Raw genomic sequence first — 20463 nt, 5'->3', positions numbered from 1 at the left:
ATCCATCCCGCACAGCCAAGGAGAACACGCGATGAAAGTGACCGTGCTCGTGCCGACCTATCGGCGTCCTGAAGATCTCTCGCGCTGCCTGTCGGCGCTGCTGCGTCAGCAGCGCGCGCCCGACCAGATCGTGGTGGTGGCGCGCGCCGACGACGAAGCCACGCACGCGTGCCTTGCCGACCACGTCACGCCCCGCGTGCTCAGCGTGGACCTCGCGATCGTGGAGGAGCCGGGGCAGGTGGCCGCGCTCAATCGCGGCATCGAGGCCGCGACGGGCGACGTGATCGCCATCACCGACGACGACGCCGCGCCGCGCGCCGACTGGGTCGCGCGCATCGGCGCGGCCTTCGAGGTCGACCCGAAGCTCGGCGCGCTCGGCGGCCGCGACTGGGTGCACGAAGGCGGCCGGATGATCGACGGCGAGCGCACGCTCGTCGGCAAGCTGCAACGCTCGGGCCGCATCATCGGCAATCATCATCTGGGCGCGGGCGGCGCACGCGAAGTCGATCTGCTCAAGGGCGCGAACATGAGCTACCGCCGCGCCGCGATCGGTGACCTGCGCTTTGACCGCCGCCTGCGCGGCAGCGGCGCGCAAACGCATAACGACATGGCGTTCAGCATGAGCGTGAAGCGCTCGGGCTGGAAGCTCATGTACGACCCGCTGGTGGCCGTGGATCACTTTCCCGCGCCGCGCCCCGGCGAAGATCCGCGCAACGCGCAGACGCTTGCCTCGATCCGCAACGCCGCCTACAACCTGCATCTGATCCTGCTCGGCCATCTCACGCCGCTGCGCCGCGAAACCGCCTGGTGGTGGTACGCGCTCGTCGGTACGCGAGTGTATCCGGGCATCGTCCATACGGGCCTGAGCGCCCTGCGCGGCGGCTCCGCGGCCGCGGCATTCGCCCGCTGGCGCGCGGTGCGCGGCGGTGCACGAGAGGCGCGCCGCGCGCTCGCCTGAGCCGCGCGGCCAACGACTACACGGAGGACCCTGAATGAGCGGTACGCAAGTCCACGTCCACCTTTTTTATGGCGCCGATCCGCGCCGCTATCGCAAAGGCGAGAATATCGGCAGCCTGTACGGCTACCATCACGCGGAATCCGCGGAATTCGCGCTCAACTACGCGCACGATGCGAGCGAGAGCACGCCGGTGCGCTTCGCGCGCCGCGCGCTGAAAGCCGCGCTTGGTTTCGATTTCATCCACGCATGGCGCAATCGCCGCGCCATTTTGCAGTCCGATGTCATCTGGACGCATACCGAGCAGGAGCACCTGGCCGTCGCGCTCGTGCTGCTGATGAATGCCAGGAAGGGTGGCGCGCGCCCGCTGCTGCTCGCGCAGAGCGTGTGGCTGCTCGACCGCTGGCCCGGCTATGGCGCGCTGCGCCGCGCGATCTACAAGCGGCTGCTCAAACGCGCCGATCTGCTCACCACGCTCGCAAGCGAGAATGCCGCGCTGTGCGGCGAGTATTTCGGCCGTACGGCGCGCCACGTGCTCTATGGGCTGAACACCAGCGATTTTCCATTGCGTGCGCCCACGGAGTGGAAGCCGCATACGCCGGTGCGCGTGGCCGCGATCGGCAACGACCGCGACCGCGACTGGACCACGCTCGTAAGCGCGCTTGGCAACGATTCGCGCTACCAGGTGCGCATCGCCACGCGGCGGCGCATGCCGGCTTCGGCGCGCGCGGACAACGTGGAAATCGTGCGTGTTTCCGGCATCCAGCAACAGCATGCGCTGTATGACTGGGCGGACATCATCGTGGTGCCGCTGCGCCCCAACACGCACGCTTCGGGCATCACCGTGATGCTGGAAGCCGCGGCCCTCGGCAAGCCGATGATCGCGACGAAGGTGGGCGCGCTCGAAGACTACTTCGACGAAAGCGCCGCCTCCTACGTTGAACCGTTCAACGCGCAGCAGTTGCGCGACGCCGCGAACGCGCTCGTCGCCGACCCGGCGCGCGCGCTTGCCCAGGCCCGCGAAGCCTGCGAACAGTTGCGCACGCGCGATCTCACCACGCAGCACTTCGCGCGCCAGCATGCGCAACTCACGCGCGAGATGCTGCACGAGCGCGACGCGCTCAATGGCGAAGCGCTGGCGAGCGAACCCCGAGGCCGGGGCGTGGCCGCGCGCGGGATGTAATCATGGAAGTCTCGACCGCAATTCCCGCAGCGCAGCCCGCGAGCCCGAAGGCGGCCCGCCGCGGGGGCATGCGCGGCCTGTTCGGCCGCGACACGCTGCCGCCGCTCGCCTTGTGGCTGTTCACGGCGCTCCTGATCGGCGCGCATCAGGGCACCGTGCTTACGCTCGCGTTCCCCGTGCTGGCCATCGCGGTGGGCTTCTGGCTCTACTTCGTGAACCCGGTGCGCTATATCGGCTACATGTGGTGGCTGTGGTTCCTGAGCCCCGAAGTCCGGCGTCTGGCCGACTACGGCAAAGGCGGCTTCACGCCCACGAGCCTGATTCAGGTCGCGCCGCTCGCCGTCACGATGATCAGCGGTATCTCGCTGCTGCGCTACTACACGATCCTCGGCCAGCGGCGCGGCCTGCCGCTGCTGCTCGCGCTGCTCGGCATCGGCTATGGGTTCGCGGTGGGCGTGGTGGGCAGCGGTCCGGCCGCCGCCGTGTATGACCTCGCGAACTGGATCTATCCGTTCCTGATCGGCTTTCACATCATGGTGCTCACGCGCCAGTATCCCGAGTGCAGCAAGACCATCGTCAACACCTTCATCTACGGCATGCTCGTGATGGGCGCGTACGGTCTCGTGCAGTTCTTCATCATGCCGCCGTGGGACGCGATGTGGATGATCGGCTCGGACATGAACTCGCAGGGCGACCCCGTGCCGCTCGGCGTGCGCGTGTTCAGCACGATGAATTCGTCGGGCCCGTTCGCGTTCGCGATGATGGGCGCGATGGTGTTCGTGATGGCCGCGACGCACCGCGTGCGCTGGATCGCGGCGGCGTTCGGCTTCTTCTCGTTCGCGCTCTCGCTCGTGCGCTCCACCTGGGGCGGCTGGGCGATCGCGATGCTGATCCAGCTGATGAAGTCGAGCAACAAGGTGCGCATTCGCATCATCGTGAGCGCCGTGGTGCTCGCGGGCGTGTGCGTGCCGCTGCTCACGTTCGGTCCCGTGGCGGACCGCATGCAGCAGCGTCTGAACACGCTCGTGAACCTCAAAGACGACCAAAGCTACGAGGCGCGCAATCAGTTCTATGCCGACTTCGCCAAAAAGGCCTTCACCGACGTGACGGGCGAGGGCCTGGGCGCGACCGGCGCATCGACCAAGCTGTCCAGCAACAACGGCCAGCTCGGCCAGTACGGCAGCTTCGACAGCGGCGTGATGAACATTCCGTTCGTGCTGGGCTGGCCCGGCACGCTGCTCTACATGTCGGGCGTGCTGTGGCTGCTGTTGCGGGCGGTGCGCGTGTCGCTGCGCATGCCTGACGATCGCTATGTCTGCGCGTGCCTGAGCCTCGCGATCTCGATCTTCGCCATGCTTGTCTTTACCAACTCGCTCGTGGGCACGGGCGGCCTGCTGCTCTTTTCGAGCGTGTTTTCCATTCTCAGCGCGGGGCACTGGCGCAAGCTGGAACGGCGCCAGGCCCTTACCACGGAGGTCTCCGATTGAGAGTCGCAATCGTCACGCATGTCGTGCGCCATAACGACGGCCAGGGCCGCGTCAATCATGAAATCGCGCGCGCCGCACTCGACGAAGGGTTCGAGGTGACGCTGGTCGCCTCGCATGTCGCGCCCGAGTTGCTGGCGCATCCCAAGGTCAAATGGGTGAGCGTGCAACCTTCGCGCGCGTGGCCCACCAACCTGCTGCGTCAGCAGGTGTTCGCGCTGAAAAGCGCACTGTGGCTGCGCCGCCACCGGCGCGAGTACGACGTGCTCCATGTGAACGGCTTCATCACCTGGGCGCACGCCGACGTCAACACCGCGCACTTCGTGCATGGCGGCTGGGCGCGCAGCAAGTACTACCCGTTCGGCCTCACGCGCGGCGTGTGGTCGGCCTACCAGTTCGTCTACACGCGCGCGAATGCGGTGCTGGAGCGCTGGGCGTACCGCCGTTCGCGCGTGATCGCCGCCGTTTCGCGCAAGGTGGCCGACGAAATCCGCGCCTCGGGCGGCAACCCTGTCGAGCGGCTCGACGTGATCTACAACGGCGTGGACACGCGGGGCTTCTCGGCCGCAAGCGCCGACCGCGCGAAGTTCTCGCTGCCCGCCGATGCTTTCCTGCTGTTGTTCGTGGGCGACCTGCGCACGCCGCGCAAGAACCTCGGCACGGTGCTGCATGCCATGAAGCAGATGCCCGATAACGTGCATCTGGCCGTGGCCGGCTACCTGCCGGGCAGCCCGTACCCCGATCTGGCGCGCGAGCTTGGCATCGAGTCGCGCGTGCATTTTCTCGGCCTCGTGCGCGAGATGCCCACGCTCATGCGCTCGGTCGACACTTACGTCTTTCCTTCGCGCTACGAAGCGATGAGTCTTTCGCTGCTCGAAGCAATGGCCGCGGGCCTGCCCGTGGTCACGGCGCGCACGGCGGGCGGGGCGGAAATCATCACGCCCGAATGCGGCATCGTGCTCGAAGATCCCGACGACGTGCCGGCGCTCGCCAACGCCGTGAAAACGCTCGCCAACGACACGCCGCGCCGTCTCGCCATGGGCGAGGCCGCAGCCGAACTCGCCACGCAGTTCGGCTGGGCGCGCATGGCGGCGCAGTACATCGCGCTATACCGCCAACTGGCCGGCGACGCGAGCGCGGCCGTGCGCCGCGAAGAACCTGCGTTCGCCGCTGCGACGCTGCCGGGCGGTCAAACGCTCCAGCGCGCAGACCCCCCCCGATAACCGCATTCGTGCAGAACAAGGACACGCGATGACCACACAATCCATTCAATCGCTACAGATCGGCATGCACTGGTTTCCCGAGCGCGCAGGCGGGCTCGATCGCATGTATTACTCGCTGGTTGGCGCGCTGCCCGGTGCGGGCGTGCGCGTGCGCGGCGTCGTGGCCGGCTCGCCCAAAGTGGCCCAGGACAGCGGTGGCGCCATCCAGGGCTTCGGCTCCGCTTCGCGCTCGCTGCCGTTTCGGCTGATGGACGCGCGCCGCGCGCTGCGCAGCGAAATTCGCCGCCATCGGCCCGACGTGATTTCCTCGCACTTCGCGCTCTACACCTTCCCGGGTCTCGACGTGACGCGCGGCATTCCGCAGGTTTCGCATTTCCAGGGACCGTGGGCCGACGAGAGCTTCGTGGAAGGCGCGGCCACGCTGAGCCAGCGCATCAAGCATTCGCTGGAGCAGTCGGTGTACGAGCGTTCCTCGCGGCTCATCGTGCTCTCGAAAGCCTTTGGCGACATTCTCACGCGCCGCTACGGCATCTCGCCCGAGCGCGTGCGCATCGTGCCGGGCTGCGTGGACACGGCGCATTTCGACCCGGGCTGCACGGTGGCGGAAGCCCGCCTGAAGCTTCAGTTGCCGCAAGGCCGCCCGATCGTGCTGGCCGTGCGCCGTCTCGTGCGCCGCATGGGTCTGGAGGATCTGATCGATGCGATCAAGATGGTGAAGCAGCGTCACCCGGACGTGCTCCTGCTGATCGCCGGTCGCGGCCGTCTGGAGTCCGAACTTCAGCAGCGCATCGACGAAGCCGGTCTCGCGGACAACGTGAAGCTGCTCGGCTTCGTGCCCGATGCGCATCTGCCGTCGCTCTATCGCGCGGCTACGCTGAGCGTGGTGCCGACTGTCGCGCTGGAGGGCTTCGGCCTGATCACGGTGGAGTCGCTTTCGGCCGGCACGCCCGTGCTTGTCACGCCGGTTGGAGGGCTGCCCGAGGCGGTGGCCGGTCTTTCGCAGGATCTCGTGCTGCCGACGACCGGCGCGAACGCGATTGCCGACGGTATCGACGGCGCGCTTTCAGGGCGCATCAAGCTGCCGGACGAAGAGGCGTGCAAGGCTTACGCGCGTGAGCACTTCGACAATGCCGTGATCGCCAGGCGCGTGGCCGGTGTCTACGCCGAAGCGATTGCCGCCCACTGAGGTTTCAAAGCACCAAAAGAAAACCGCCGCTCGTGAGAGCGGCGGTTTATTCCTTAAGCAAAAGCTGTTAGCGCCTTATTGCGTTTCACACAGGCGTTCGCGGGCTTCTTCGTACATCCAGCGCAGCGTGTCTTCCAGATGCTTGCGCGAACTGTCGCCAACGATCGAGCGCAGCTTCGCGTTCGACCCGATGAGCTGGCGCACCTCGTTGGCGCGCACGAAGCGCGGATCGATGTTCACTTCGATCTCGTAGCCGGCGATGTTCGAGAGCATGCCGAGCAGCGCCCCCAGCGTCTGGCCGCTGCCCGAGCAAACGTTGACGGTGGCGCCGCGCGGCGCGGCTTCGACGAGCCGTGCATAGGCATGCACCACGTCGCGCACATCGGAAAAGTCGCGCGCCACGTGGATATTGCCGAGCGAAATGGAGCGGTCGCCGCGCGCGTAGTGCTCGACGATCTTCGGGATCAGGAAGTCCGGCGACTGGCCCACGCCCGTGTAGTTGAACGGACGCGCGATGATGAGCGGCAATTGCGCTTCCCAGCGCTTTGCGACGTATTCCATCGCGAGCTTGCTCACCGCGTAGTCGTTGGCGGGTTGCGGCGCGACCTTTTCGTCGATCACGCCGTTGGTGGCGTTGCCGTAGACGTTCGCGCTGCTCGCGAGCAGCACCGCGCGCGGCACGTGCTTTTGATGCGCGAGCGCTTCGAGCAGGTTGCGCGAGCCAACCACGTTCACGACGTAGGTGCGCGCAACGTCGCTATCGGCCACGTGGGCCACTGCTGCGAGATGCACGACCACGTCGGGCTGCACGCTCTCCACCGCATGCCCGATGGCGCTGCGATCGAGCAAGTCGGCTTCGATCGCGGTGGCGCCGAACGGGAAGGCTTCCTCGCTCAGCGATTCGCCTTCGCGCACGGTGCCCCACACGCGGTAGCCGTCCGCCGCGAGGCGGGCGGCCATGTAGCGGCCCGTAAAGCCGCCAATGCCCGTGATGAGCGCGCGCGGACGGCTTGCGGGATCAGAATGTGTCATGGCGTTCGTTGCGTGCGAGGTCAGCCGTCACCATCATCTGGCAGAGCTGTTCGAGCGACGTTTGCGGCTGCCAGCCGAGTTTTTCCTGCGCCTTGGTCGCGTCGCCAATCAGCAGATCGACTTCGGCGGGGCGGTAGTAACGGGGGCTCACACGCACGAGCGTGCGGCCCGTGGCAACGCAGATGCCGGTTTCGCGCTCGCCCTTGCCCGACCATTCGAGCTGGAAGCCGGCCGCCGTGAAGGCCATCTTCACGAAGTCGCGCACGGTTTCGGTGCGGCCCGTGGCGAGCACGTAGGTGTCGGGGCTGTCGACTTGCAGCATGCGCCACATGCCTTCGACGTACTCGGAGGCGTAGCCCCAGTCGCGCTTGGCGTCGAGGTTGCCGAGTTCGAGCATGTTCTGCTTGCCGAGCTTGATCTTCGCGACCGTGTCGGTGATCTTGCGCGTGACGAACTCGCGTCCGCGCAGCGGCGACTCGTGATTGAAGAGAATGCCGCTCGTCGCGAAGATGTCGTAAGACTCGCGATAGTTGACGGTGGACCAGTGCGCGAACAGCTTGGCGATGCCATAGGGGCTGCGCGGATAAAACGCGGTGTCCTCGCACTGCGGGATCGCCTGGACCTTGCCGAACATTTCGGAGGTCGAAGCCTGATAGAAGCGCGTTTTCGGATTGATCACGCGAATCGCTTCGAGCAGATTCAGCGCGCCGATGCCGGTGACTTCGGCCGTGGTGACCGGCTGGTCGAACGAGACGCCCACGAAGCTTTGGGCCGCGAGGTTGTAGACCTCCTGCGCTTGCGCGCGCTCGACGAGACGCAGGGTGGAACCGGCATCCGTGAGGTCGTGCTCCACGAGATCGAGCGACGGATGGTCGAGGATCCCCAGCTCGTTCATGCGCCAGAAGTTGACGGAGCTGGTGCGGCGATAGGTTCCGGTGACCTTGTAGCCCTTGTCGAGCAGAAGGCGCGTGAGGTAAGCGCCGTCCTGGCCGGAAACACCGGTGATGATCGCATTGCGACGTTCGTTCATGTGATGTGCCTTTGAAGTAGCGAACGGGATTCAGGAATTGCGATTGCGAGCGCTTTACTGGCTCACGCGTGCGTCGAGGCGCGCAGGCGCCGTGCTTGCGCTGCGGCGCGGGCCGCGCGTGAGGCGACGCTCGAAGAGAAACCAGCTCGCGCTTGCATAAGCGAGCGTGAGGGCGAGCGCAATCGCGGCGCTCGTGATGCGGCTGTAGTGGAGGGGCCACACCGCATACAGAATCGTGAGGTGAATGAGGTAGATCGTGTAGCTGATCGTGCCGATATACACGAGCACCGGGTTGGACAGCACGCGCCGCACGATGCCCTTCGATTGCAGCGCGAACACGACGATGGAGGTGCACAGTACGAGCGAAACGCTATAGAGCAGTGCATTCGAAAGCGGCGTATTCATGGCGCGAAAGCGCGGGTAGTGCAGATGCAGCCACGCCAGCACGGCCAGTGCCGCGAAAAACAGCACGGCGGCGGGCCATTTGAACGGCTCCAGCGCATTGCGGTCACGGCGCACCAGCACGGCGAGCAGCGCGCCCGAGGCGAGCAGGTCCATGCGGAACGGCGTGAGGTAGTAAATCGGCCAGTACGAGTCGAACCACGGCGTGGCTACGGCGCGCAGCACGGGCACGAGCACGATGAGCGCGGCCGCCACCACGGCCATCGCGCGGCGCGGCAGCAGCAGCACGACGAAGGGCCACACGATGTAGAACTGTTCCTCCACCGCGAGCGACCAGAGAATGTTGAGACTGTCGTGGCCGCTCTGGCCCAGGGCGTCGCCGATATTGGTGGCGAAGAACGCATACCAGGGCCAGTAGTGGGCCCAGCCGAAGCCGAACAGCAGCGACGACACCACGAGCAGCAGCACGTAAGGCGGCAGGATGCGGCGCAGCCGGCGCGCGTAGAAGTAGCTGAAATACGATTGCCCGCGCGCCTTGCGCTCGAGCAGGATGCCGGTGATGAGAAAGCCGCTCAGCACGAAGAACAAATCGACGCCCATCCACAGCGGCGCGTGCAAGGCGTGCTGCGCGAACACGGCGAGCACGGCGAACGCGCGCAGTCCGTCCAGCTGGACGATGCGGTGCGAGTGGGCAGCGGGGCTGCCTGGGTGATCGACGGGACGGCTAACGGTCATCGGTTCTCCGGTGGGTGCGTGCATGCGCAGTTGGGTCGCGATTCATTCTAGAAAGAATTAAATGTTCAAAAAGCCGAAATATATTGGCGCGTATTTTTAAATCGAAATGAATGAATTTGCGCGATATGAAATCCGGATAGTTTTCTGAAAAACGGGGCGGAAGCCCGCCAAACGGGCCATTCAGGCATGCATTCGATGCTCGCGCATTTATTTCTCAATGTGCGGAAATGAGTCATAAATACTGAATTTTTTTGAATTATTTTCCGTTTTTTAGAGGCGATTTTTCACGCGGTTTGTACGGCATGATCCAGGCAGATTGCCGTAATCAGACCCGGAGGAATTGCCTTGCCGTTATCGAATCCCGATCGCCGCTTGCGCAGGACGCTGGCGCTGGCCGCGATGTGCACGTTCATCTGCACGTCGTCGGTTCAGACCATCGCCGCGCCGCAACTCAACGTGACGACCTCGTGGATCGGCAACAGCTACGGCTACGGGGAGGGCACGTGGATGCAGATCAACGTCACGGCCATTGCCGTCACGCCCGAAGGCAAGGTGTTCACCAACGCGCCGTGGGACGAAAGCGGCGCCGAGATCAGCGCGTACCAGGACGGCAAGCCGCTCGGCTTTGCCGGCGGCACGCATGGCTGGGGCGGCGCGGGCGGCAATGCCGTCGCCGTGAACGGGCGCTATCTGTATGCGGCCGTTGGCGTGGGCAACGAGAAGGGGCACCTGGTCGGCGGGGGCATCTGGCCCGCGAAGGGCAGCCAGTGGTACGGCATCACGCGCAGGCCGCTGGACGAGCCGAAGCGCGCCGCCGCGTTCCAGGCCTCGCCCGACCCGCTCAATCCGCATGCGCAGCTCGCGGGCGCGTTCCTCAAGATCAACGACGTGCCTGCGGGCACGCATGCCGACATTGACGGCCTCGCGGCGACGGATTCGACGCTCTACGTGAGCAACACGCCGATGAACCGCATCGAGGCGTATGACGCGAACTCGATGCAACGCAAGACGCAGTGGGACGTGCAGGCGCCGGGACGCATCGCGCTCGCCGCCGATGGTTCGCTGTGGGTGCTCACGGGCGGCGCGCACACCCCGCGCATTGAACACTATTCGCCGGACGGCAAACGCCTTGGCGACACGCTGGCACTGCCGGACGACACAGTGGCGGTGGATCTCGCGTTCGATCCGCAGCAGCGCCTGCTGATTGCCGACAACGGCCCGCGTCAGCAGATCCTCATTTACACGCGCAACGGCAAGACGTGGACGCAGAGCGCCACGCTCGGCGAGCGCGGGGGCATCTTCGCGGGCGTCGCGGGACGACCCGGGCCTGGCCGATTCAATGGCTTGACGGGCGTCGCCACCGATGCGCGCGGCAACATCTACGTTTCGACCAACGGCATCGGGCCGCAGCACGACGACAGCATCGGCGCGGGACTCGGCGCGACGCTGGAAGCCTATACGCCTGCGGGCAAGCGCCTGTGGAACCTGGAGGGCCTGTTATTCGTCGATGGTGCATGGGTGGACCCGCAACGGCCCAACAGCGTCTACACGGGTAACAAGCGCTTCGAACTCGATTTGTCGAAGCCGCCGGGGCAGGACTCGAGATACGTCGGATTCCTGTCCAATCGATTCCGCTATCCCGACGACCCGGTTTTTCATACGGACCAGTGGCCGGGTTTGCCCACCGCGCGCGCGTTGAACGGTCACACGTTCCTGTTCCTTACCGACATGTACGCGGACCACCTGAAGATCTATCGCTTCGACGCGCAGCGCGACGGCGAGACCGCGATTCCCTCGGGCTTCATCGCGGGCCGCGGCCGCGGCGTGCAGAACGTGCCGAAGGCGCCGCCCGGCGGCGACTGGATCTGGCGCGACGCGAACGGCAACGGCGCGCTCGACGCCGACGAATTCACGCGCAATCCGGGCCGCGACCATCTGGCAGGCGGCTGGGGCTGGTGGGTCGACACGCGCGGCGACATCTGGCGCGCGCGCGACAACAAGGGCATCTGGCGCTTTCGCTTCGGCGGCCTCGACGCGAAGGGCAACCCGATCTACTCGTACGACAAGCTCGACAAGTACCCGGTGCCTGCGCCGTTCACCGAGGTGCATCGCGCGATTTACGAACCGCAGACCGACTCGCTCTACGTGACCGGCTACACGGCCGATTCGCCGCACGATCCCGGCTTCTGGAAAGAGGCGGGGCGCGTGCTGGTGCGTTACGACAAGTGGTCGAGCGGCCATCCCGAGCAGCGCTACGTGCTGCAACTGCCGTGGGACCCGAAAGCGAAGCCGCCTGTCACGCCCGCGGGGCTCACCGTGGAAGGGCAGTACGTGTTCGTCGTCGAGCCCGCGGGCAACGTGCATGTCTACGACAAGGACAGCGCGAAGGAACTCGGCACCTTCGGCCCCGGGCCGGAAGTAGGCCACGCCTCGGGCTGGGTCGACGTGCCGTTCGGCATCTCCGCGCACCGGCAGCCCAATGGCGAATATCTCGTGTTTGTCGAGGAAGACGCGCGCGGCAAGGTGCTCATGTATCGCTGGAAACCGGCCTGACCCTCACGGGCCACGCAACTGGATACCTAATGGATAAAGGAATACTGCGCAACGTCGCGATCAATCTGTTCGGTCTCGTGCTGCCGACCTTCGTGTCGCTCGTCACGGTGCCGTCGTATATCCGTCTGCTCGGCGTCGAGCGCTATGGCGTGATCGCCCTCGTGTGGACCTTGATCGGCTACTTCAGCGTGCTCGATCTCGGCATGAGCATGGCGGCGCAAAACCAGATCTCGAAGGCCTATGCCTCGAAAGACGCCGACGCCTGCGAGCGCGTGTTCTGGAGCGCGTTCTGGCTCAACTTCACGACCGGCGTGATAGGCGGCCTGCTGATCTATTCGGGCGGCGCGCTCTATACCGCTTATTTCACGCACGTGACGCCGGAACTGCGTCACGAGGTCTATCTCGCGCTGCCCTGGCTTGCCGTGGCGATTCCGGTGGCGAACGTGTCATGGGTGTTTGCGGGCGCAATCAACGGCGCGGAACGATTCGGCATCTACAACACGAACCAGACGCTCGGCACCTTCCTGTTCCAGTTGCTGCCGCTCGGCGCGGCCTGGTGGTACGCGCCGAACCTGCAAACCGTGCTGGCCGCCGCCGTGTTCGCGCGCCTGGTGGCCGCCATTCTGCTGGGCCGTTCCGCTTTGCGCGTGCTCGGCATACGCCATGTGCGCGGCCCGCGCCTCGACACCTCGAAGGCGCTGTTCAATTTCGGCGGCTGGATGCTGGTTGCGAGCATCACGACGATGGTCGCCGATTCGCTCGACCGCATGATGCTCGGCGCGGGCCTCGGCGCGCGCTTCGTGACCTACTACACGGTGCCGCAAAACCTGGTCACGCGCCTGAACATGGTGCCGAATGCACTGGTGCGCACGCTGTTTCCGCGGCTCTCGGCGCTGGGCCGCGAGCATGCCGATGAAATCGCCGCGCAGTCGCTGCAATTTCTCAATGCCGTATTCACGCCCATCGCCATCGGCGCGATCGTCGTGCTCCAGCCCTTCCTGCATGCGTGGGTCGGGCCCGTGATCGCCGAGCATGGCGCGCCGGTCGGGCGCGTGCTGATCATCGCCGTGTGGCTCATCGGCCAGGCGGGCGTCACGCGCATTCTCATCCAGTCGCAGAACAACCCGGCCGCGGCTGCGCGCGTGGGGCTCGTGGAGCTGCCGCTGTTCGCGGGCCTCCTGTGGCTCGGCATCTCGCGCTTCGGCTTGCCGGGCGCGGCAGCCGCCGTGCTGTTTCGCGCGCTGTTCGACTACGTCGTGCTGCTTTGGCTCTCGCGCATTCACAGTCGCACGATTCTCGTCGACATGTTCGCACACCTGAGTTTCCTCGCCGCCGCGCTGGCTCTCGCGTGGTGGCTGCCGGACGCGCTGTACGCGATCGGCGCCGGTGTCGTGCTCGCGCTCGCCAACGTGGTGTGGTCGGTTGCGACCACGCCCATGCTGCGCGGCTACGCACGTTCCCTTCTCTTTCGACTGAATTCACGGAAAAGCGCATGAGTCACGAACTGATTGACGAAGCGGCGCCGTCCGAAAGCGCCACCGCGCCCGTACATCGGCGCGAAGCCAACAAACCGCGCCGCCCCGAAGCGGGCGCCGTCATGCCGCTACGGCCGGCACTCGCCGCAGGGCGTGCGCCACGCGTGGCCATCGTGCACGACTGGCTCGTCACGTATGCGGGCGCGGAGCGCGTGCTCGAACAGATCCTCGCCTGCTTTCCGGAGGCGGATCTCTTCTCCGTGGTCGACTTCGTCGAGTCGAAGGACCGCGCGTTCCTGCGCAACAAGCGCGCCACGACTTCGTTCGTTCAAAAGCTGCCCGGCGCGCGCAAACGCTATCGCGCGTATCTGCCGTTCATGCCGCTCGCCATCGAGCAGCTCGACGTGTCGGCCTACGACGTGGTGATTTCAAGCAGCCACGCGGTGGCGAAGGGCGTACTGACCGGACCGGACCAGTTTCACATCAGCTACGTGCATTCGCCCATTCGCTACGCATGGGACCTCCAGCATCAATACCTTCAGGAATCGAGCCTCACGCGCGGTCCGAAGTCGATGCTCGCGCGCGTCATCCTGCACTACATCCGCAACTGGGACGTGCGCACGGCGAATTCGGTGGACCAGTTCGTGGCCAACTCCGAGTTCATCGCGCGGCGCATCCAGAAGGTCTATCAGCGTCAGGCCGAAGTGGTCTATCCGCCTGTGGATGTCGCGGCGTTCGAGCTGGAAACGCAGAAAGAGGACTTCTACGTGACGGCCTCGCGTCTCGTGCCGTACAAGAAAATCGATCTGATCGTGGAGGCGTTCGCGCGCATGCCCGAGCGACGCCTCGTCGTGATCGGCGACGGCCCCGACATGCACAAGGTGCGCGCGAAGGCGACGCCCAATGTGGAAGTGCTGGGCTATCAGCCGTTCGCGGTGCTGCACGACCGGATGCGGCGCGCAAAGGGCTTCGTGTTCGCGGCCGAAGAGGACTTCGGCATTTCCGTGGTCGAGGCGCAGGCATGTGGCACGCCCGTGATTGCGTTCGGCAAGGGCGGCGCGCTCGAAACGGTGCGCGACACGGGCTCGCGCCCCACGGGCCTGTTCTTCGAGGAGCAAAGCGCGGAGGCGATCATCGCGGCCGTCGATTCGTTCGAAAGCGATCCGGGCCGCTTCCGGGCCGAGGATTGCCGGGCCAACGCCGAGCGCTTTTCGGCGGCGCATTTCCGCGAGCAGTTTTTCGCGCGCGTGGCGCAAGCCGTGCCCGCGATCTCGCGTGCGGGCTCCGCGCGCGGCGCGCCGCCCGTGGAGATCGAGGCGGACGCAACGGAGGCGCCGCGCGTGCTCGCCATCGACCAGAGCGGCGTGCTGGGCGGCGCGGAGCTGTCGCTGCTCGAAGTGGTGAAGGGCTTGCGTTCGCGCATCGACGTCCTGCTGTTCAACGACGGGCCCTTCAGGGAGGCGCTCGATGCGGCCGGCGCAAGCGTGGAGGTGCTCGATTCGGGCGCGCTGCGCAACGTGCGCCGCGACGGCGGCACTGCGCCGCGCCTTGGCGTGCTCGCGGGCGTTGCCGCGCTCGTGCGCGAGACGCGCCGCCGTGCGCGCGGGGCCGACGTGCTTTACGCCAACACGCAACGCGCGATGGTGATCGGCGTGCTGGCCGGCAAGCTCGCGCGCAAGCCCGTGGTCTGGCACTTGCGCGACATCGTGAGCGACGAGCATTTCGGCCGCGTGCAGCGCGCCGTCATCAAGGGCTGCGCGAAGCTCGGCCTCGCGCATGTGATCGCGAATTCGCATGCGTCGGCGAAGGTGTTCGCCCAGCTCACGAAGTTCGATGCGCGGCGTATCGACGTCGTGCACAACGGCGTGGACGATTCCCCATTCCGTGCGCTCGCGCGTGTGCCGCAGGCGCAACTGCGTGCGCAGATCGGCCTGCCGGAGGACGCGTTTCTCGTTGGCGCGTTCAGCCGTCTTGCACGCTGGAAGGGGCAGCATGTGCTGCTCGAAGCGTTGCTCGACGAGCCGCGCGCGCATGCGGTGTTCGTTGGCGCGCCGCTGTTTGGCGAAGACGCTTACGCGGCGGAACTGCGTGCTTTCGTGGAAGCCAACGGGCTTGAGGCGCGCGTGCATTTCCTGGGCTTCCGTCACGATATCGCCGCGTGCATGCGGGCCATGGACGTGATCGCGCATACGTCGATTACGCCCGAGCCGTTTGGCCGCGTGGTGGTGGAGGGCATGCTTGCGCAGCGCCCCGTGGTGGCATCGCGCGACGGCGGCGTGACCGAGATCGTGGAGCACGGCAAGAGCGGCTTGCTCTGCACGCCTGGCGACGCGAAAGAACTGGCCGCGACGATCACGAAGCTGCACGACGACGCGGCATTGCGCGATCGGCTCGCGGTGCAGGGCCTGGAAACCGCGCGCGAGCGCTTTGGCAAGCAGCAGTATGTGGAGGCGGTGGGGCGCGTGCTCGACGACGTCGTGGCGCGCGCCAGGTAACCGCGCAAAGAAAAACGGCGGCGCCATGCGCCGCCGTTTTTTTTGATCAGGCCGCGACCCGCTTTCTGAGGCGCGCGGCGGCGTTGAGCGCGGGACGCTCGAAAAGACGATAGAACACCCAGGCCACCGGCAGCACGGCCAGCGTGAAGCCGAACGACGGCCAGATGGACGTTTGCAGCGCGGAGCGGAACAGCAGCGAGCCGAGCAGCACGAAGAGCGGCAGATGGATCAGATAGAGCGAATAGCTGAAGTCGCCGAGCTTCGAGAACAGCGGCAGCAACACGCCGCGTGACTCGCTTGCGGGACGATCGAGCGCCTTGACGAGATAGCAGGCGAACGCGCAGGCCCACAGCTGGAATGCCCCGAACTGGCCGAAGTGGAAGGCCGCGCAACCGGCCACGGCGAACAGCGCCGCCGCCGGATAGGCGAAACGAAAGCCGGGCGCGCCGCGCAGGCGTACTTCGGCAATCCACGCGCCGAGCATCCACGAAAACCAGTACGACGTGAAGACGATGATGTCGTGCCGTTCGAGCGTGAGCGCGGAAACGACGTTGATGAGGGCCACGGCGGCGAGCACGGCGTTCAGGCCGAAACGGCGGCGCGCGGCGAACAGCAGGGGATAGAGCAGATAGAACTGCACTTCGAGCGAAAGGGTCCAGAGCGCGCCGTTGGAGCCATAGGTTTTACCGGCTACGCCTTGCAGCGAGAACAGATTGACGAAAAACGCGTGCGCGCCGATCTCGTTGATCTTGTGGCTCACCGGCAGCAGCGTGAGGCTGATCGTATCGGCAGCCAGCGTGAGCAGCAGCGCGGCGAGCAGCACCGGATAGATGCGCACGAAGCGGCGCAGCCAGAACTGCCGCGCATCGAGCCGGAAATCGGGGTTCGACATGAGGCGCGCGGCGCTGCTGCGGTGAATGCAATAGCCGCTGATGACGAAGAAAATCGGCACGCCCGCCGAGCCCCATGCAATGGGCAGCGTGAGCCACGCGGCGATGGTGCCGGGGCTCGCAAGACTCGCATGCAACTGGTGGAACGCGCCCATGCCGATCCAGGTGACCTGGCGGCAATGGAAATAGGCCACCAGCAGGGCGGCAATGCCGCGCAGGCCTTCGATCAGATGGTCGCCGGCAAGCTCGCGGGTCGCAGCCTTCGCCCGCGCGGGCGCGGCGCCTGGCGCCGGTAGCGCCGATGCGGGCGGCATGGCGGACTGGAATACGGGATCGCTCATAGGTATCGGACGGTCCTTCGGGGAGGGTACACCGCGATCTTAGGGCCGCGCGCGCGAGGAAAATGCGCAAAAGATTTTCAAAATGTATTCGGAGTGGAAAGAGAAAAGGAGAAATAAATGGCTTAAAAAGCAAAGCGGTTTATTTGTGGAATTTGTGATGCTAGTTTGTGTGTGATCGACTATGGTCGCTGGAGAATACGATGAACCTGCACTTGCTGGCCGGTGTGGCCGTGCTGTTGATCCTCGTGGGGGTGTCCGCGTACCGAGAAGCCTTGCGCAATGAGCCTATCCGGCGCTCTCGCAGGCGTTCTGGCGCGTTGCCGCCCGCCGATGAGGTCGAGTAAGGCGCGCCCGGATGTTCGGCGCGACTGACTCGCGAGACATAACGCAATACCCAATCAATACGGAATAAATTCGAAAAAAGGAACGGGGTGAATCAGGAAATTCATGCCGGTTATTCGAAATGAATGGCAATAATTTCCGGTGCGCCGACCGGCGCTCGTAACGAGGATTTACGGGTCTTTTTTATTCCGGACAAGGCGGTATACGATCCCTTTCAATACAAGAACTGCTAACGCAGAACCCTCGGGGAAGTCGGCTTGCCTCGCTGCGAGACCGAGACTCAAACGAACGATCTGGGAATGAATATCATGTTGAAAGTAACCAAAGCAGTCTTTCCTGTCGCAGGCCTCGGGACGCGCTTCTTGCCCGCCACCAAGGCGAGCCCCAAGGAAATGCTGCCGATCGTCGACAAGCCGCTCATCCAGTACGCGGTGGAAGAGGCGATTGCTGCGGGGATTACCGAAATGATCTTCGTGACCGGCCGCAGCAAGCGCGCGATCGAAGACCATTTCGACAAGTCGTACGAGATCGAATGCGAACTCGAAGCCCGTAACAAGCAAAAGCTGCTCGACCTCGTTCGCAGCATCAAGCCGGCCAACGTGGACTGTTTCTATGTGCGCCAGGCCGAGGCGCTCGGTCTTGGCCATGCCGTGCTGTGCGCGGAAAAGCTCGTGGGCGGCGCGCCGTTCGCCGTGATTCTCGCGGACGACCTGCTTTACAGCCCCACGCCGGTCATGAAGCAACTCGTGAACACATTCAATCACTATCACAGCTCGGTGATCGGTGTGGAATCGATCGCGCGTGAGCACAGCGCGTCGTACGGCATCGTCGATGGCCGCGAGTGGGAAGAGGATGTGTTCAAGCTGTCGGGCATCGTCGAAAAGCCGGCGCCCGAAGTCGCGCCGTCGAATCTCGGCGTGGTGGGCCGCTACGTGCTGATGCCCACGATCTTCGATCATCTGCGCTCGCTGAAGCCGGGTGCGGGCGGCGAGTTGCAACTCACGGATGCATTGCAGTCGCTCCTGACCGAGGAGCAGGTGCTCGCCTATCGCTACATGGGCACGCGTTTCGACTGCGGCAGCAAGCTGGGCTACCTCAAGGCGACGGTCGAATTCGCGCTGCGCCACCCCGAGGTGAAGGACGAGTTCGAGGCTTATCTGCAAACGCATTTGCCGGCGGCGCTGGCTGCGGCGGCCTGATACCCGGAAGCGACGTAACGACCACGCTACGGGGTGATTCGATGCGCGCGGGCTTCACGCCCGCGCGTTTGCATTGTGGCGCCCCGCACGCACCGAGCGCAGAGTCCAGACGATCGAGCGATGGCTAACCGTGTGCCGAAGCCGCTTCCATGCGCCGCGCCTGGAGAAAGCGGCGCACGGCCGGGTCGCGTTCGAGGCCGATCGCGAGATCGTATGCGCCGAGCGCTTCGGCCGTCGCACCGGTGCGCGCCAGCAGATTGGCGCGCGCGGCCCAGTAGGGTTGATAGTCGGCCAGCCGGGGATCGTCGGCATAAGGCGCGAGCGCGTCGAGCGCGGCCTGCGGGCCGTCCCGCTCCGCCAACGCGAGCGTGCGATTCACGGCAACCACGGGCGAGGGCGCAATCGCGAGCAATCCATCGTAGAGCTGAACAATGGCGTTCCAGTTGGCGCGCCCCGTGCGGCAGCGATCCACATGCGCCGACTGTAGCGCGGCCTCCAGCTGAAAGCGCCCGATTGCGTTGAGCGCGTTGGCGCGCCGCAGCAGGGCGTTGGCCGCGTCGATCATCGGCGCGTTCCAGGTGGCCGCATCTTGTGCGGAAAGCGGCACGTATTCACCGGCCGCGTCGCGTCGCGCATCGCGCCGCGCATGCGCGAACAACATCAGTGCGAGCAGACCCAGCGTCTCCGGTTCGTCGGGCAGCAGTTCGACGAGCAAATGGGCGAGATACAGCGCTTCATCCGCGAGATCGCGCCGTACGGTGTCGCCGCCCATCGGGTCGGTCCACCCCTCCGCATACGCCGCATACACCGCTTCGAGCACCGCCGCGAGACGGCCGGGCAATTCGTCGCGCTCGGGCACGCTGAACGGAATGCCCGCTTCGCGGATCTTGGTCTTCGCCCGTACGAGGCGCTTGCTCATCGCGGCGGGCGACATGAGGAACGCGGACGCAATCGTCTTCGCGTCGAGTCCAAGGACCACTTGCAGCATGAGCGGCGTGCGGATCGCGGCTTCGAGCGCCGGGTGCGTGCAGGCGAACAGCAACGCCAGCCGCCGGTCGGGCAACGCGCCGGCTTCGCGCTCGTCGATCTCGTCCGCGAGGATCGTGAGCTGGTTCGCCACGTCGTCGCCCACCTGGCGATGGCGCACGCCGTCGATCGCGCGGCGGCGCGCCACCGTCATGAGCCACGCTTCGGGGTTCGCGGGGCAGCCGTGCTCCGGCCAGCCGGCGAGCGCGGCCGCGAACGCGTCGGCCAGCGCGTCCTCGGCGGCAGCCACGTCGCGGGTGCGCATCGCCAGCAGCGCGACGAGCTTGCCGTAGCTGCGCCGCGCCACCGCTTCGGCTGTCGCGCGCGCGGCAGCGTCAGCGGGGGCGCCTGCGGGCTGACTCATGCAGCGGAGGGCGCGTCATAGGGCGCGGTCCAGACGGGGCGCACTTCCATGATGCCGTGGGCCGCGCCCGGACAGCGCGCCGCCCACGCGATCGCCGCGTCGAGATTGGGCACGTCGATCAGGTAATAGCCCGCGAGCTGCTCCTTGGAGTCGGAGTACGGACCGTCGAGCACCTGCGGCTTGGCATCGACGAGGCGCACCGTGGTCGCCGAATTCGTGTGCTGTAGCCGGTTGGCGCCCAGCAGCGCTTCCGCTTTCTGCAACGACTCCGTGTACGCGTGATAGGCGGCGACGCCTTGCTGTCGCTCGCTGTCCGTCATCTGGTTCCAACGGCCTTCGTCCGAATAGATCATCAACAGATATTGCATGTGAGCCTCCGTCATGGGGTTGAGGCGGGGAACGAATTCGGTCCGCCTGCACAATGACGCGCGGGCCGCATGCTGTTGGACAGAGAGCGTCAAATAAATGCGCTGCGACGCGCTCGTCCGCTTCGGGTTTCGCTGCGTTTGCTGCTGCGCCGGTAAGCAATCGTTTCATTCATATTCGCG

The 20463-nt window shown here is 65.7% G+C and carries 16 protein-coding genes; 10 read left to right on the top strand and 6 right to left on the bottom strand.

Translation table 11 applies throughout. The features are described 5' to 3' along the window. The first annotated feature begins 31 nt into the window (after positions 1-31). The 5 genes from C7401_RS01270 to C7401_RS01250 all read left to right on the top strand — a co-directional run bounded on the left by C7401_RS01270 (position 32) and on the right by C7401_RS01250 (position 6031). Positions 32-958 carry a glycosyltransferase family 2 protein gene (locus C7401_RS01270; protein WP_112169471.1) on the top strand — a complete coding sequence of 309 codons (927 nt, stop codon included), beginning with the start codon at positions 32-34 and terminating at the stop codon, positions 956-958. Positions 959-992: 34 nt separating this feature from the next. After that, on the top strand, positions 993-2138 hold the full coding sequence (locus C7401_RS01265; protein WP_112169469.1) for a glycosyltransferase: 1146 nt from the start codon (positions 993-995) through the stop codon (positions 2136-2138). 68 nt (positions 2139-2206) lie between these two features. After that, the gene (locus C7401_RS01260) at positions 2207-3625 is read left to right on the top strand and encodes an O-antigen ligase family protein (RefSeq protein WP_258396811.1); all 1419 of its coding nucleotides are present in this window, start codon (positions 2207-2209) and stop codon (positions 3623-3625) included. Continuing rightward, positions 3622-4845, top strand: coding sequence for a glycosyltransferase family 4 protein (locus tag C7401_RS01255; protein WP_112169466.1), 1224 nt, complete (start codon positions 3622-3624; stop codon positions 4843-4845). Before C7401_RS01260 ends, C7401_RS01255 begins: the two co-directional genes overlap by 4 nt. 28 nt (positions 4846-4873) lie before the next feature. Next, positions 4874-6031, top strand: coding sequence for a glycosyltransferase family 4 protein (locus C7401_RS01250; RefSeq protein ID WP_112169465.1), 1158 nt, complete (start codon positions 4874-4876; stop codon positions 6029-6031). 75 nt (positions 6032-6106) lie between these two features. Here the strand turns inward: C7401_RS01250 and C7401_RS01245 are convergent, their stop codons facing one another. Genes C7401_RS01245 through C7401_RS01235 form a run of 3 tightly spaced genes read right to left on the bottom strand, consistent with a single transcriptional unit; the run spans position 6107 to position 9230 of the window. After that, positions 6107-7063, bottom strand: coding sequence for a GDP-mannose 4,6-dehydratase (locus C7401_RS01245; RefSeq protein WP_112169464.1), 957 nt, complete (start codon positions 7061-7063; stop codon positions 6107-6109). Further along, positions 7050-8093 carry a GDP-mannose 4,6-dehydratase gene (gmd, locus tag C7401_RS01240; protein WP_112169463.1) on the bottom strand — a complete coding sequence of 348 codons (1044 nt, stop codon included), beginning with the start codon at positions 8091-8093 and terminating at the stop codon, positions 7050-7052. Before gmd ends, C7401_RS01245 begins: the two co-directional genes overlap by 14 nt. A 54-nt stretch (positions 8094-8147) precedes the next feature. Further along, a complete protein-coding gene (locus C7401_RS01235) occupies positions 8148-9230 on the bottom strand; it encodes an acyltransferase family protein (protein ID WP_112169462.1) in 1083 nt (360 codons plus the stop codon). A gap of 399 nt (positions 9231-9629) precedes the next feature. Between C7401_RS01235 and C7401_RS01230 the strand changes: the two genes are divergently transcribed. The 3 genes from C7401_RS01230 to C7401_RS01220 are packed head-to-tail and all read left to right on the top strand — an operon-like array spanning position 9630 to position 15753. Beyond that, positions 9630-11783: an NHL repeat-containing protein gene (locus tag C7401_RS01230; RefSeq protein ID WP_258396810.1), complete on the top strand. Its 2154-nt coding sequence runs from the start codon at positions 9630-9632 to the stop codon at positions 11781-11783. A gap of 29 nt (positions 11784-11812) precedes the next feature. After that, a complete protein-coding gene (locus C7401_RS01225; RefSeq protein WP_112169461.1) occupies positions 11813-13279 on the top strand; it encodes a flippase in 1467 nt (488 codons plus the stop codon). Then, positions 13276-15753 carry a glycosyltransferase family 4 protein gene (locus C7401_RS01220; protein WP_112169460.1) on the top strand — a complete coding sequence of 826 codons (2478 nt, stop codon included), beginning with the start codon at positions 13276-13278 and terminating at the stop codon, positions 15751-15753. The genes C7401_RS01225 and C7401_RS01220 overlap by 4 nt, the downstream gene beginning before the upstream one ends. Positions 15754-15799: 46 nt before the next feature. Here C7401_RS01220 and C7401_RS01215 read toward each other — a convergent pair whose 3' ends face one another. Next, complete coding sequence (locus C7401_RS01215) at positions 15800-16984, bottom strand: acyltransferase family protein (RefSeq protein ID WP_258396789.1); 1185 nt, start codon at positions 16982-16984, stop codon at positions 15800-15802. A 200-nt stretch (positions 16985-17184) separates the two neighbouring features. Here C7401_RS01215 and C7401_RS44800 point away from each other — a divergent pair, with 200 nt between their 5' ends. Together C7401_RS44800 and galU are read left to right on the top strand one after the other, a co-directional pair. Next, positions 17185-17328: a hypothetical protein gene (locus tag C7401_RS44800; RefSeq protein WP_165841788.1), complete on the top strand. Its 144-nt coding sequence runs from the start codon at positions 17185-17187 to the stop codon at positions 17326-17328. A 306-nt stretch (positions 17329-17634) separates the two neighbouring features. Continuing rightward, on the top strand, positions 17635-18525 hold the full coding sequence (gene galU / locus C7401_RS01210) for a UTP--glucose-1-phosphate uridylyltransferase GalU (protein ID WP_112169781.1): 891 nt from the start codon (positions 17635-17637) through the stop codon (positions 18523-18525). A 124-nt stretch (positions 18526-18649) separates the two neighbouring features. Here galU and C7401_RS01205 read toward each other — a convergent pair whose 3' ends face one another. Both C7401_RS01205 and C7401_RS01200 read right to left on the bottom strand, forming a co-directional pair. After that, entirely contained in the window at positions 18650-19915 is a 1266-nt protein-coding gene (locus C7401_RS01205) for an RNA polymerase sigma factor (RefSeq protein ID WP_112169459.1), read from the bottom strand. After that, positions 19912-20283, bottom strand: a complete 372-nt coding sequence (locus C7401_RS01200) for a YciI family protein (protein WP_112169458.1) — start codon at positions 20281-20283, stop codon at positions 19912-19914. The genes C7401_RS01205 and C7401_RS01200 overlap by 4 nt, the downstream gene beginning before the upstream one ends. Positions 20284-20463 lie beyond the last annotated feature (180 nt).

This window comes from Paraburkholderia unamae (genome assembly GCF_003268775.1).
Lineage (GTDB): Bacteria > Pseudomonadota > Gammaproteobacteria > Burkholderiales > Burkholderiaceae > Paraburkholderia > Paraburkholderia unamae.
This window is presented reverse-complemented; position numbering and strand designations above follow the sequence as displayed.

Excerpts from the sequence above, each read along its gene's own strand:
- C7401_RS01270 (WP_112169471.1), top strand. The coding sequence starts at position 32 with ATGAAAGTGACCGTGCTCGTGCCGACCTATCGGCGTCCTGAAGATCTC.
- C7401_RS01265 (WP_112169469.1), top strand. The coding sequence starts at position 993 with ATGAGCGGTACGCAAGTCCACGTCCACCTTTTTTATGGCGCCGATCCG.
- C7401_RS01260 (WP_258396811.1), top strand. The coding sequence starts at position 2,207 with ATGCGCGGCCTGTTCGGCCGCGACACGCTGCCGCCGCTCGCCTTGTGG.
- C7401_RS01250 (WP_112169465.1), top strand. The coding sequence starts at position 4,874 with ATGACCACACAATCCATTCAATCGCTACAGATCGGCATGCACTGGTTT.
- C7401_RS01245 (WP_112169464.1), bottom strand. The coding sequence starts at position 7,063 with ATGACACATTCTGATCCCGCAAGCCGTCCGCGCGCGCTCATCACGGGC.
- gmd (WP_112169463.1), bottom strand. The coding sequence starts at position 8,093 with ATGAACGAACGTCGCAATGCGATCATCACCGGTGTTTCCGGCCAGGAC.
- C7401_RS01235 (WP_112169462.1), bottom strand. The coding sequence starts at position 9,230 with ATGACCGTTAGCCGTCCCGTCGATCACCCAGGCAGCCCCGCTGCCCAC.
- C7401_RS01230 (WP_258396810.1), top strand. The coding sequence starts at position 9,630 with ATGTGCACGTTCATCTGCACGTCGTCGGTTCAGACCATCGCCGCGCCG.
- C7401_RS01225 (WP_112169461.1), top strand. The coding sequence starts at position 11,813 with ATGGATAAAGGAATACTGCGCAACGTCGCGATCAATCTGTTCGGTCTC.
- C7401_RS01220 (WP_112169460.1), top strand. The coding sequence starts at position 13,276 with ATGAGTCACGAACTGATTGACGAAGCGGCGCCGTCCGAAAGCGCCACC.
- C7401_RS01215 (WP_258396789.1), bottom strand. The coding sequence starts at position 16,984 with ATGAGCGATCCCGTATTCCAGTCCGCCATGCCGCCCGCATCGGCGCTA.
- C7401_RS44800 (WP_165841788.1), top strand. The coding sequence starts at position 17,185 with ATGAACCTGCACTTGCTGGCCGGTGTGGCCGTGCTGTTGATCCTCGTG.
- galU (WP_112169781.1), top strand. The coding sequence starts at position 17,635 with ATGTTGAAAGTAACCAAAGCAGTCTTTCCTGTCGCAGGCCTCGGGACG.
- C7401_RS01205 (WP_112169459.1), bottom strand. The coding sequence starts at position 19,915 with ATGAGTCAGCCCGCAGGCGCCCCCGCTGACGCTGCCGCGCGCGCGACA.
- C7401_RS01200 (WP_112169458.1), bottom strand. The coding sequence starts at position 20,283 with ATGCAATATCTGTTGATGATCTATTCGGACGAAGGCCGTTGGAACCAG.